This is a genomic window from Nannocystis bainbridge (assembly GCF_028368995.1).
GTDB lineage: Bacteria > Myxococcota_A > Polyangia > Nannocystales > Nannocystaceae > Nannocystis > Nannocystis bainbridge.
Genome location: NZ_JAQNDL010000003.1, coordinates 1891410 through 1904407 on the forward strand (window position 1 = coordinate 1891410; position 12998 = coordinate 1904407).

The following is a 12998-nucleotide window of genomic DNA, read 5'->3' on the forward strand; positions in this document are numbered from 1 at the left end:
GCGCCGACGATGGTCGCTCCTCCCGAGCTCCCTCGACGGGTCCGCATCGGGGCGGGTTTAACGCTCATTTCCGGGGTCGTCGGGCTCGGCGTCAGCGCGTGGCTCGTTCGGCTCAAGTTCGGCGCCGACTACCTGTGCGACGCGAGCGGATGCACCGGCGGCGACGACGGGCCGTCATGCACCGAGGCGCTGAGTAGCGCGTGGTCGGAGCTGCTCGGGCTGCCGCTCGGAGTGTGGTCGATCGGACATGTTCTCACGACCATGGTGCTCGCGGCGGCTCTGCTGCGCGGGCGCGGTCCGCTGGCCGAGGTCGCTCCACGCGGGCTGCTGGGGCTCGGCGCGTTCGGGATCACGGCGTCGGCGGTGCTGGGGACCTATGCGTTCACCCAGTTCACGCACATGTGCCCGTTCTGCATGACGCTGTACGCGACGTTGACGTGTGCGTTCGTCGGCGCGTGGCTGGTTCATGGGACTTCGACCGCGAGCGCCGGCGGGCCGCGGATCCGCGGGACGTTCTGGGCGACGATGATCTGGGTGCTGACGACCGGCGGGCTCGCGGTCGGCTATCAGCTCGCGGCGCGCAGGGCGAGCTGCCCGCCCCCGCCGCCCAATCCGCCGCCGGTCACGCTCGCAGCGACGGTCGACGCGCCGCGCACCGCGGTGATGCTGTTCGTCGACCCGACATGCCCCCTATGTCGGCGAGAGCTGCACTACTTGCAGCAATCGCTGCCGCGGTTGCGCGCGCACGGGGCCGAGCTGTGGGTGTACATGTTCCCACGCGCGAGCTGTGACGAGCGGTTCCTGCCGTCGCACGAGTTCGTCGACACCGAGGGAAGGCCGCAGGCGCACGGCGAGGCGCGCGGGAACAACGCGTGCCTCGGGGCGCTGGCGGCGTTGTGCGCGGAGCAGCTGGCTCCCGGGCGTGGGCTCGAGGCGCTCGCGGCGCTGTTCGACCTGCAGGACACGGAGGCGCCGCGGTTCACGATCGAGAAGGTGGAGCGAGCGCTCGGCGAGGTCACGGAGACGCTGGGGCCGGGCGGGAAGCTGCGCACGTGCGTCGACGGTGAGGATGCGGCGGCGACGCTGGCGGCCCAGCAGCGCTACTTGCTCTCGTGGGTGAAGGCGCGAGGCGGACGGGTGAGCGTTCCGCAGGCGTTCGTGGTCCCCATCGTCGATGAGGCGCTGCACCTCGACGACGCGATGCCGGCGACGAGCGCAGGGAAGCTCCTCAAGCTCGTCGAAGCGCCTGGATCGAAGTGAGGATGACGATGTCGATCGATCTGACGACCAGGGCCTTGATCGTGCTGACGACTGCGATCTGGGTGATGGTGTTGCTCGTGCTCTATCCGGTATTCTTTCTGCCGACGATGGTCGTCGACGAGGGCGAAGGAGCGCGGGTTTGCGATCCGCGCCGGCCGGACGAGGAGCAATGTCCCGAGGGGCAGTGGTGTGTTCATGGACAGTGCACGCCTCACGAAGAGCCGCAGGTGGCGCAGCGAGGCGAGCAGTGCCGCGATTGTCCGTGCGACGTCGGTTTGCAGTGCGGCGCGGATCTTCGCTGCCGGCCGCGCAACGAGACGGAGGCGCCCGCGCCGACGTGCGGCGATCCGGCCGTCGAGGCGGCGGTCGCGCGACTGACGCAAACGTGCCTGCAGCGCCGGCACAGTGTGCAGGACCAGGTCGAGGGCGGACAGGGATGCAGCGCCGACGAATGGCGGGCGCTGCTCGCCGACGACGAGCAGATGAACACGCTGTTGGCTGCGTTCCCGGATCGGCTGGCGATGTTCTTCCCGTCGGGTGAACCGCGCGCCCGACAGGCGTGGCCCGATCCCCAGACGCGGGCGCACATGGCCGGCGAGCTGGCGCGCCACGCCGAGGCGCTGCGCGAGGCGAAGATGTTGTTCGTGCTCGGCCGCGCGAGCCCCGACGGCAACCCGGCCGACGACTACGCACTCGCTCTGCGGCGGATCAATGCGGTCGAGCGGCTGATCGACGTCGCGCTCGGTCGCGAGAAGCCGAGCGAGCGCAGTGCCGGCCCGATGCTCATCGGCTCGGGCGCGCCTAGCGATCGGCCGGTCGCGCTCGAGGCGTTCGTTCATAACTATGCGGGGACGCAGGCGCCGATCGCTACTTCCCGGGCGGAGAGCGAGCGCCTCGCCGCCGCGTTCGCGGCGATCCGCGCCGGCGAACCGGTGCCGGGCCGACGCTCGCTCGAGCGCGATGTCAACCGCGTGGTCCTGGTGATCCCGGTGCCGTGCGACGGCACGAAGGAGGCCCGATGACGGCTCGAGCGGCTCGACGTGTGTTGTTGGCGGCAGCGCTCGCGGCGACGGTGGCGGTGTTCGCCGCAGCCGTCGGCATCTGGCATCTCAGGCAGCTCGAGGACAGGTTCTCGGGGACACGCCGCGCGTGCGAGTGCTGTGAGGAGTCGGAGCGGTGAAGACGACACCGCTGCCGTCCGAGGCCGGGGCGCCGCACGCGTGGGTGTGGGGGGCGTTCGTGCTCTTGATTTCGGTCGGCGTGCTCTCCGCCCTGACGCTCGTGCTGACCTGGCGGATCGCCGAGCGGACCGAGGCCCTCGAGAAGTTGCGGGCGCGTGCAGCCTCGTGCCCCGCGCCCGTGCGCTTGCCGTCCGAGCGTCACGTCGAAGTCGAGGAAGCGCCCCCGCCGCCTCCCAGCGCGCCGCTCGGGTCCGGCTCCTACGTCGCGGCGGGTGTCGACCTCGGGCCGCTGATGCGCCTGCGACTTGAGCGCGTGCGCCAGGGATCGCCGGCGGGTACGGTGCGCTTTGGCTCGTCGGAGGTGCTGTCGCCGCGGGCGGTGCACGTGATCAGCCTGTGGGCACCATGGTGCGTCGCCTGCAAGGAGGTCCTGCCGGACCTGCGCGAGCTGTTCGAGCGGCGCGGCGCGAGCTGGGGCGACTCGGTGCGGTTCCTGCCGGTCCAGGTGCTCGACCCGACCGCGCCCGAGGACGCGATCCGTACGTGGGGGCCGCTCATGCCCGCCAGTCATGTGCAGGTCGCCGACCGCTCGCTCGCGGACAGCTTCGTCGCCGCGCTACGCGACGACTCGCGCCGTCTCTACCAGGGGACGTTGCCGGTGACGCTGGCGCTCGACTGCAACCGACGTGTCCGATGGGCCAGGATCGGCGTGCCCGGGGAGACCGAGCTGAAGGAGCTCGAGGACTGGCTCGACACCTTCCGCGCCGAGATCACCGACGGCGATCCGCGCTGCCGGCAGATCTGGTGCGGGAACGGCCGCTGCGAGGCCGGCGAGACCGGGCGCTGCGAGGAAGACTGCGGCACACCCGCCGAAACGGCGCCGAGCGAGCGCGTGGTGTCGGGACCCACCGAGGTCGCGGTCGTCGGGCCGAACGAGATCGCCGCGGATGATCCCGCCAAGCGTCCCTCCAAGCGGAAGCCGTGCCCACAAGAGTGCCCTCGCTGCGATGAGAAGGGCCGGTGCTTGACGCTATGGGGCGGGTCGGAGGCGCCGGCGACCACGGCCCCCGTATTCACCTGCGGCGATGGTCACTGCGATCCTCGCGAGGACCAGAAGACGTGTTGCCGTGACTGCGGCTGCAAGGGCTCTCTGCAATGCCGGCGCGCCGAAGGCGGGCGCGACGTCTGCGTGCCCGCGAACGGACTGTGGTCGGACTAAAACCGGCCCTCGACGACAAGGGCGCCACCGCCGACGCGGACTTGTGGTCCCGCCGACACGAGGAAGCGGCCGCTCCGATCGAGCATCAGGCCCGTGATTGCGCTGGCCAGAGCGCCGGCGCCGAGGCCCAGGAACGTGGCGCCGGTCGTGTGCGCCGCGCTGGCGCCGTTGATCGCGCGGCGATCGTCGTCTGTCCAGGGGGACGGGTCGTTGTGCCGGCCGGATGCCTGGGCGCCGAGGCCGAGGGCGACCGCGCCACCGATCGTCGACAGGCCGCCGACCGAGGCGGCGATGATCCAGCCGATCCGGCGCTTGCGAGGCTCCTTGACCCGGGCGACCAGGCCTCCGACCAGCGCGCCGGCACCGACGCCGAGCACGGCGGCGCCCGACGCTCGCAACGTCCCGGCCGCATCGAGCTCGCGACGGCACGCCTCGACGGGAAAAAGCGAATCGTCGGACTGGCACGCCTCCACAGGTCCGTTGAGCCGCGACGACCATCGGCCCTGCCCGATGCCGAGCAGGGTCCCGCCGACGACCATCCCGGCGACGCCGGCGCCGCTCCAGCCGAGTGTGAAACGTCGGAGCGCGCGAGCGTCCTGGCGCAGCCGGAGATCCAGGACCGCCGGGGTCGTCGTGGACGCCTCGACCCGGATTTCGTGCGTGATGGGCTCGAAGCGCGGATCGTCGACGCGGATCTTCCACCCGCCCGGGTCGAGCGAGAGGACGGTGTGCTCGCCCGGGCGGACCGTGATGGTGAGATCCGGTCGAACATCGGACGCGAAGGCGGAGACGAACGTGAGGGTAACGGAGAGCGGAGCGTCGAGCGGGCGCTGCGTTCGCAGCTCGAGCGGCACCGGCCTGGTCTCCGCCCGGGCGGTCCGCAGGAGGGCCGTCGCCTCCTCGCGCTGGGCGGCGGTCAGACCAGGTAGCGCGAGCAGGGCCTCGAGATGCACGACGACGTGGGCGTGGTGACTGAGGGCGACACGCGAGACTGCTGCATTGAACAGGTCGGCTGCCCCATGTCCTTCGCGCCACAACGCCTCGAACTCCAGCGCGGCCTCGCCGAAGTGACCGTGCTCGAACGCCGTGCGGGCCCGACCGCGGCGCTCGCTCCCGGGGTCGCTCGTGCCTGCGGCTGGCGACGCCGAGCCGGCGGGGACGGATGGCGTCAGGAGCAGGAGAGCGGCCAGGAGGACGCAGACCATGGGCCCGGGAGTGTACGGAAAACGAGCGACGAACGCGAGGCCCAACCGGAGTTGGGACCCCCAACCCGGATTGGGGGCGCATGCGCACGTGCGAGGCGTTGATCGCCCGAGATCCCTGTTTTAGAGTCTGCTGGTGATGCGCGTTGACGTGCGACTCGGCCTCCTGCTCGCCCTCGGCGGTCTGAGCTGCCTCAAGATCGATTTTCCGCCCGCGGACGATCCGTACTGGCAGTGCAACGAGGACCACGTGTGCGACGCGGACGAGAATCAGGTCGTCTGCCCGTCGGACTGCGTGTGGAGGGACGAGACGGGCGAGGGCCCCGCGGCGGCGGTGTGCGACGCGCAGGAGAACTGGACCTTCGTCCAGGCGTGTCTGGGCACGTGCGGGAACGGGCAAGAGGACGAGACGGCGGAGACGTGCCCCCGCGACTTCCCAGGTCCGGGCTGCGGCGACGGCGTGTGCGCGCCCAACGAGGACCCCGCGCGCTGCCCGATCGAGTGTCACGCCGGGAGCTGCGGCGACGGGACGTGCGAGCTGCACGAGAACGCCGCCATCTGCGCCGAGGACTGCACGCCCGGGTGCGGCGACGGGGTGTGTCAAGCGGACGAGGAGTCCACGTGCGGGCGAGACTGCGTCCCCTGCACCGGCGATTCATGTGTCTGCGGGGACATGGTCTGCGGGACAGGCGAGTCGATGATGAGCTGCCCGCAGGACTGCACCGAGCCCTTCTGCGGCAACGGGGCGGTGGAAGAGGGCGAGCCGTGCGACGACGGGAACGACGTCGACACCGACGCCTGCACCAATAACTGCGCCATGGCGACCTGCGGCGACGGCATCGTGTGGACCAGCGAAGAGCAGTGCGACGACGGCCCCGACAATGGCCCTGGCAAGGCGTGCAGCGCGATGTGCGAGGCCAGCACTTGTGGCGACGGCGACGTCGGTCCCGGTGAGACGTGCGACGACGGGAACGCGGACGACACCGATGATTGCGTAGCCTGCCAGGATGCGTCGTGCGGCGACGGACTGGTCCAGGCGGGTGTGGAGGGGTGCGACGACGGGAATGACGTCGACACCGACACCTGCACGAACGATTGCGAGTCGGCGAAGTGCGGGGACAGCATTGTCCAGGACGGCGTGGAGGAGTGCGACGACGGGAATCAGGTCGACGGCGACGGTTGCTTCGAGTGCAAGAAGCCGCGGCGAGTGATCTTCGTGACGAGCGCCGTGTTCAGTGGCAACCTCGGGGGCCTAAGCGGCGCGGACGTGAAGTGCGTGACGGCCGCGACCGGTGCCGGGCTAGCGAATGAAGCGAGCTTCAAGGCTTGGCTGTCGAGCCAGCTAAACGGGCCCGCGAGCCGGATCGACACCCAGTACCTGGGGATGTACGTGCTGACCGACGGGACCCCGGTGGCCGAGAACGGCTGGGCCGACCTGACCGATGGCGAGCTCGCGCATGCCGTCGACCTGACCGAGGCGAAGGTGAAGGTGAACTCGGCCCCGTGGACGAACACGAGGACCGACGGAACCCCCGGCGAGAACCACTGCGACGGCTGGAACGACTCGACGCCCCAGGTCTCCGGCGGTTTCGGTTTTACGAACGTGACCGATCCGACCTGGACCGACGCGATGAGCACGGCCCCGTGCTCCAGCTCTGCCCCCATCTACTGCATCGAGGACCCGTGAAAGCGGCGTGAGCACGGTCGGGCGGACCTGACTGACGGGACTCTCTTGCACGCCATTGAAGAGAAATGAAAACGATCTGCCGATGGGTCGGCGGCCGCCCGGCGGGGCGCGCAGCGTGTAGGGCCGGTGGCGTTGGAGGGCGTGGTGTTGAGGAGGCGCTTCAGGTCCAGATCGTGCCCGGGGCCTAACGCAACAGAGTAGGTCCATCCCGACTCCCCGAGAAGTATAAGTGCATGTAAACAAGCCCGACATGAGATTGAGGACGACGTTCGGCGAGGGAACGTGAATTTGCCCTTGCCTTTTTGAGATACGCCCTCCTTATACGGCGAGACGCATGACACGCTCGCCTATCAGCCCGACACCTGTGCCGGCCACAACCCCTCCCGAGGCGTTGAAGCACGCGAAGGGCTGGACGCTCCACGCTGAGGCGAGCCGCGAGATGGTCGGCGTGCTGTTCGGCGAGCGCTTCGAGGTCCAGGAGCCGATCGGGGCCGGCGGGATGGCCTCGGTGTACGTCTGCAAGGACCGGGCGCTGCACGGCCTGGCGGCGGTGAAGGTGCTGCGCGACGACAACGCCGATACGCGCCGGCGGTTCGCCTACGAGTCGCGCCTGCTCGCCAACCTGCGGCACCCGCACATGGTCCAGGTGCTCGCGGTCGGGGAGACGGCGGATGGGGCGCTGTACATGGCGCTCGAGTACCTGCCCGGGCAGAGCCTCGACGAGCGGTTGATCCGGCGCGGGCCGCTGCCGTGGCGCGAGGTCGTCGAGCTGGCGGCGCAGGTGGCTGGCGCGCTCGAGGCGCTCCACCGGGTCGGGGTGATCCACCGCGACGTGAAGCCCAGCAACATCGTGCAGATCGACAGCGCGGCGGGGCGGCCGGTCGTGAAGCTGATCGACCTGGGGATCGCCAAGATCCACGACTGGGCGCGCGTGCAGGCCGGCGGGTTCACGCCAGTGCCGCGGCACAAGACCGAGGTCGGGAAGGTGGTCGGGACGCCCGGCTTCTACCCGCCCGAGGTGGCACTGGTCGAGGCGGACCCACGCTTCGACACCTACGCGCTCGGGGTGACGATCTATCAGCTCTGCACAGGTGTCTTCCCGACGCCTGGGGAGTACCGGCCGATGGTCGAGGTGAGACCAGCGTGCAAGGTGACGCCGGAGCTTGAGGCGCTGGTGGCCGCGGCGCTTGCGGTCCTGCCGGAGGACCGAGTGGCGACCGCCGAGGAGTTCCAACGGCGGCTCGAGACGATCCGCACCGCGCACGCCGAGGACGCGGAACCGTTCCTGTTCGACGGATGCTACGAGCTGATCGAGGTGCTCGGGGTCGGGGCCAAGGCCGAGGTCTACCGCGCGTATCACCGCGACGCGGCCCGCTACGTGGCGCTCAAGTTGCTCAGCGCGAGGTCGAAGGCCAACTTCGAGGAGCGCGTGCGGTTCGCCCGCGAGGCACGGGTGCTCAGCGCGGTCAGTCATCCGGCCTTGCCCAAGTTGATCGACTGCCGAACGGCGACGAACCGGAAGCAACCGTTCATCGCCATGGCGCTGGCGAAGGGGAAGCGGGCGGGCGAATTCTGCATCGCCGGTCAGACGCTCGGGTCGGCCGACTTGATCGCGGTCGGGAGGCAGCTCGCGGGGGCGCTGGCCGCGTTGCACGACCGCGGGATCTTGCACCGCGACCTCAACACGTCGAACATCCTGATCGACCTCGGGCGCGAGACGACGGCGACGCTGATCGACGTCGGGATGGCTGACCTTACGGACAGGTTCTATGCCGTGGTCGAGCAGCGCTACCCGACGCCGCCCGAGTCGCGGCTCAAGCTCGGCACCGGCGGGCTTGAGATGCTCGAGTGGACGGCGCCCGAAGCCCGCGACGGCAAGGGCTGGACGGCGAAGAGCGACGTCTACTCGCTTGGTCTGCTGCTGTACAAGATGCTGACCGGCAAACGCCCGTTCACGGGAGATTCGACGGAGATGGTCTCGCCACGGACGCTTGTGCCGGGGTGTCCCAGGGCGCTCGAGGCGGCCCTCCGCTGGGCGCTGCATCAAGACCCGGATGAGCGGATCGACGCGAGTGAGCTGCTCGCGCAGCTCGACGAGGCGCTCGAGGAGATGAACGAGGACGCGGCCGATGCAGGCGCGCCCGAGGCACACCTCGGCGGGGCCACTCCAACGAAAGCAACGACGGCGGTTCGGGAGCGCCCACGGCGGACTCTGTGGTTCATCGGCGGCATGCTCGTCGCGGCGGCCGTCATGCTCGCGTGGTGGGGTGGCCGCATGACGGCGCCGACGCTGCCTCCGTTCGCCACGCCCACGACTTCGGTCGTTGTGCCGCCCGCGGCGCCGGAACCGGCTCCGCTGGCCGTCCCTGAAGCATCGGGCCCTGCGAACCCGGCGCCCTTGCCGGAGATGCGTGAGGCGCTGAAGACGGCCGCCGAGGAGTTACGGCGCTGTGCGTCGCTCTCCGGCGGCTCGCTCCTCGTCGAGTTCGAGACCGCGGCTGGGAACGAGATTTTCGTCGCAGCGAAGGTGATCGGCCCGCACGAGGAGCGCGTCGGCCGATGCGTCCGTGAAGCGGCCGACTCGATCCGCTTCGAGCCCACCGCCACGCAGACCTTCGCGGAGGTATACAATCCATGAGCATGATCGCCTGCTTCCTCGCCGTCCTGCTCGCCGTGGAGGGACCCGCGCCTGCAACGACCTCGGACGAGTCGAGCTGCGACGTCGCCGACAACCGCTGTAAGGCCAAGGGCTTCGAGCGACAGGCCGCACAGGTGTCGTCGGCGTCGCAGCGCGCGCTGTACTTGCAGGCGGCCTATCGCTCTTACATCGGGCTGTTCAAAGAGACAGGTGAAACGCGTGATCTCTGCGAGGCGCGGCGGGTCTTCGAGAAGAGCCTCGCGGTCAAGGACCTGCCCGCGAGCCAGCGCACCAGCTTCGAGGCGGGACGCGTGGAGCTGGAGTCGCGCGAGCGACAGGTCAACGCGCGGTGCAGTAGCTCGGCGAAGCGGGCGCGGGTGCCGGCGCCGCAACGCGCAGAGGACCCGGCGCCGCTCATGGCGGTCTCGGCCGCCAAGCCCGAGACGCCTAGACGTGCATCCGATGGGCCGCTCGACCTGCTTCCCGTGAGCTCCAAGAATAGGCGTTCGCCGCGCCCGCAAGTGGCGGTTGCGGTCCGACCTGAAGAACGATCGCGGCCGTCGCTAGCGCCGGTCGCTGCGCCTCCGCGACACGGTCGTCCTCTCGTGATCGCGGGGAGCGTGACACTGGGTCTCGGACTCTCGCTCGCCGGTGTCGCGGGTTACGCGGGAGGTCGCGCGCTCGAGGCACACCGCGAAGGCGTTGAACTGCACAACGAGGTGCAGGGACCTCCCGACGACGCGGCCCGTGCCGCGGATGCCGCCCTGGAGCGGGAGTACCGAAGGATGGGTTCTCTGGCCCTCGGAACAGCCGTCGCGGGTGGCGCGGCGGTAGTCGTCGGCACCGCGCTGGTTGCGGTGGGCGGACAACGACTCGCCCGAACAGCATCGAGCACAGCGCTGGTGCCCTTCCCCGGGGGCCTTGCTTTTCGTGCGCGTTTTTGAGCGAATACCGGAGGAGCTCATGCCCGTGGCCTTCCGTCTCCTTCCCTCGTTCGCCCTCGCGTTGCTGACCGCCTGCGCGCCGTGGCCGCAGTGGGAGGAGTGCTCCAACGCTCTCTGCGCGACGGCCTCCACCGGGGACAGCACCGGAGACATCACGACGCCGACCTCGGGCGGCGGGATCCAGACCGTCACCGGCGCCGACGAGAGCTCGACCGACGTCGAGCTGGACACCAGCAGCACGACATTGACCGAGCCGGCCGGGCCGCCGGCGGTCGTGGAGTTCAAGCTGACGCCGGACCCGATCGGATTCAACGGGGCGATCACGGTGGCGGTGTCGGCCGAGCACGCGGACGGCGTGCGCATGGAGCTCGACTCCGGCGAGGTGATCGAGCTGGCGATGATCGAGCCTGGGCTCTTCGACGGCGAGACCGCCGTGCTGACGGGCCTCGTCAACGGGCCGCACGTCGCCCTGCTGACGCCATGGCGCGACGTCGTCGACGGCGAGACGGTGCAGGCGCCCTACGAGGTCGCCCTCCCCACGCCCGGAAGTCAGGGCTTCTGGGAGACCGGCGACCTGATCGGCGGCGGCCAGGTCGCGGCCATGGGCGTGCTGCCGACCGGCGACGTGGTCGAGCTCGGGACGTTCCTCCCGAACGGCGAGTCGCGCTGCTACCTCCGCCGCCGCAACAAGGGCGGCGCGTGGGGGCCCGACGACTTGGTGACGATCTTGCCCGACAACAACTGCGCGCCGATCGACCTCGTGATCGGCGACGACGGCGCGATGTTCGTCGCCGTCAACCGCGAGGGGGTCGACGGGGTGCGCTGGTGGTTGGCGAAGATCCCAGCGTGGGGACAGGCGCCGACGAACCTCGGGCTCGGGGCGAAGGACGAGACGGCCGTGGCGCTCGCGCGTCACTCGTCGGGCGCCGTGGCGGTCTGCGGCTACGCGCCGTCACCGTGGATGTACGACGACACGATGGTGCGGATCTTCCGGCCGAACCTGCCGGGCGAGACGCTGAACTTCGACTTCCCTCTCAAGCAGGCGCATTGGTTCGCCGAGCGACCGCGCGACTGCGTCTACATAGACGACACGCTCGCGCTCGTCGGTGAGATGTACGGCCCGCACGGCGACGACAACAAGCTTCGGGATCGCCTCTTCATCCTCAACCTCGACAGCGAGGGCCAGGCAGCCTGGACCGTGGCCCCCGCGGGCGCCAAGACCCAGAGCGGCGCTCAGGCGGTCGACACTGACAACGAAGGTCGGCTCGTCATCGCCGGCTACACCTGTGACGACGCCTGTCAGCCGGAGGGCGACCTGCGCATCTACGACACGCGCGGCGAGCTCGCCTGGCAGACCTCGCTCGGCACCTTTCCGACCAAGCAGTTCGGCACCCGGGACCTCGTGTGGAGCCCAGCCGGCTACGCCCTCGTGGCGACCGGCGGGCCGAAGGGGAACGAGACCGCTTTCACCGTCCGGGCCTACGCGCCCTCCAAGATCGAACCGGTGTGGACCTTCGCGCGCAAGGACGGCCAGGTGCTCCACCTGGCGCTGGCGCTGGCGATCGGCCACTACGGCGAGGTCTACGCCGGAGGCCTGGGCGCGAACGGCTACCCGGCCGTCGCGTACATCGGCGGGTAGCGCGAGCTACCCCGGCGGGACGAAGTCGGCGCAGGCGACCTCGACGAGGTCGGTCGCCTGGTCGAAGAACGGCCCGTAGTCGGGCTCCTCGCGATCGACGAGTAGGTGGTGGGGAAACATCTTGACCATCTGGCAGGTGCGGTCGTCGGGATCGCACTCGGGTTCGCCTGAGTGGAGGATGCTGAACATGACCGCCGACTCCGGGTCGTCGTGCTTCGCCTGGAGCACCGCCGCCGCCCAGTCTCCCGGCGACCCCTTGGAGCTGAAGGGTTTGGGGCCGTAGTCGAAGGTGTTGGAGATGAGCGTCACCATCAGCAACGCGTCTTCCCGGAGGAAGCCCTCATTGCAACTGCCGGGTTTGTTGAGACCCGGGAGAACCGCCGCCGTGAGCGCCTCGCCGATCCAGGCCCTGCCGTTGCTGCCCACCTGCGCGACGCAGGCGAAGGCGTCGTCGAGGTTCTTCTGGCCCTTGATCATGTAGCGGCGGTCGCCGTCGATCGGGCACGGCTTGTTGGGCGCGTCGTCACCCGCGGGGAACACGGTGCCGGCGCCGATGGTGGTGTCGCAGACAGTCGGGGTGTAGCTGCAGGGATAGCCGGGAACCGGACATGGCATCGGGCACTGCGCGTCGCACGAACTGGAGCCCCAGTCGGCATCGCCGTCGACCACCATGATGTGGTAATCGAAGTCCGCGAACTTCGCCTGGATGGTGTCGATGAACTGCGGGAACGCGGCGAGGAGCTGCGTCTGGAAGTAGCTCATGCCGCCGTAGCGCGAGATCACGAACAGGAAGTCGATCTTCCCCTTGCAGCCGGGCGGCTTCGGGTCGGCGAGGTCCTGGTCGGTGCCGACGTCCCAGATCATAGTGGTCCCACCGCTGCTCGCGTCGCCGCTCCCCGAGCCGGTGGACAGCTCGGTCGTCGAGCTCGAACCGGTGCTGCTCGAGCTGATGGCCGGCGAGCCACCGGTGCTCGAGTCGAGGCCGGTCGCGGTCGGCGACGAGGTCATCGGCGGCATGGTTGTGAACGGCGACGTGTCCTCCTGCGATGGTTGGCAAGCGGACGCGAGGCCAAAGGCGACGACGATGGGCCGGGATCGCAGCCGCATGACCCGGAAGCGTAGCGCGAATCCAGCTGTCGCGGGGATGTTGGCCATCCCGACCCGCGACAACGGGGCCGCCTCGGTGTGCTGCAGGTGGTCGCGTCCAGATTCAGGGCGCACCCCGCGC

9 protein-coding genes are annotated in these 12998 nt (G+C 69.9%); 7 read left to right on the forward strand and 2 right to left on the reverse strand.

All coding sequences use genetic code 11. From position 1 onward, the window contains the following. Nucleotides 1-9: 9 nt before the first annotated feature. The 3 genes from POL25_RS32660 (at nt 10) to POL25_RS32670 (ending at nt 3660) form a co-directional block, all read left to right on the forward strand. The gene (locus POL25_RS32660) at nt 10-1260 is read left to right on the forward strand and encodes a vitamin K epoxide reductase family protein (protein WP_272090211.1); all 1251 of its coding nucleotides are present in this window, start codon (nt 10-12) and stop codon (nt 1258-1260) included. 8 nt (nt 1261-1268) lie between these two features. Then, complete coding sequence (locus POL25_RS32665) at nt 1269-2282, forward strand: hypothetical protein (protein WP_272090212.1); 1014 nt, start codon at nt 1269-1271, stop codon at nt 2280-2282. A gap of 154 nt (nt 2283-2436) precedes the next feature. Beyond that, nucleotides 2437-3660 carry a TlpA family protein disulfide reductase gene (locus POL25_RS32670; protein ID WP_272090214.1) on the forward strand — a complete coding sequence of 408 codons (1224 nt, stop codon included), beginning with the start codon at nt 2437-2439 and terminating at the stop codon, nt 3658-3660. Here POL25_RS32670 and POL25_RS32675 read toward each other — a convergent pair. Beyond that, nucleotides 3657-4697: a hypothetical protein gene (locus POL25_RS32675; protein ID WP_272090215.1), complete on the reverse strand. Its 1041-nt coding sequence runs from the start codon at nt 4695-4697 to the stop codon at nt 3657-3659. The genes POL25_RS32670 and POL25_RS32675 overlap by 4 nt on opposite strands. Nucleotides 4698-5001: 304 nt before the next feature. Here POL25_RS32675 and POL25_RS32680 point away from each other — a divergent pair, with 304 nt between their 5' ends. The 4 genes from POL25_RS32680 to POL25_RS32695 all read left to right on the forward strand — a co-directional run bounded on the left by POL25_RS32680 (nt 5002) and on the right by POL25_RS32695 (nt 11770). Then, nucleotides 5002-6549, forward strand: a complete 1548-nt coding sequence (locus POL25_RS32680) for a DUF4215 domain-containing protein (protein WP_272091148.1) — start codon at nt 5002-5004, stop codon at nt 6547-6549. A gap of 334 nt (nt 6550-6883) precedes the next feature. Then, entirely contained in the window at nt 6884-9187 is a 2304-nt protein-coding gene (locus POL25_RS32685) for a serine/threonine-protein kinase (RefSeq protein WP_272090216.1), read from the forward strand. Nucleotides 9188-9189: 2 nt separating this feature from the next. After that, nucleotides 9190-10131 (forward strand): hypothetical protein, encoded by a 942-nt coding sequence (locus POL25_RS32690; protein WP_272090217.1) that lies wholly within the window; start codon nt 9190-9192, stop codon nt 10129-10131. Nucleotides 10132-10156: 25 nt separating this feature from the next. Next, the gene (locus tag POL25_RS32695) at nt 10157-11770 is read left to right on the forward strand and encodes a hypothetical protein (protein WP_272090218.1); all 1614 of its coding nucleotides are present in this window, start codon (nt 10157-10159) and stop codon (nt 11768-11770) included. Nucleotides 11771-11776: 6 nt separating this feature from the next. On the opposite strand, the gene POL25_RS32700 is transcribed toward POL25_RS32695, so the two are convergent. Beyond that, nucleotides 11777-12778 carry a hypothetical protein gene (locus POL25_RS32700; RefSeq protein WP_272090219.1) on the reverse strand — a complete coding sequence of 334 codons (1002 nt, stop codon included), beginning with the start codon at nt 12776-12778 and terminating at the stop codon, nt 11777-11779. Nucleotides 12779-12998 lie beyond the last annotated feature (220 nt).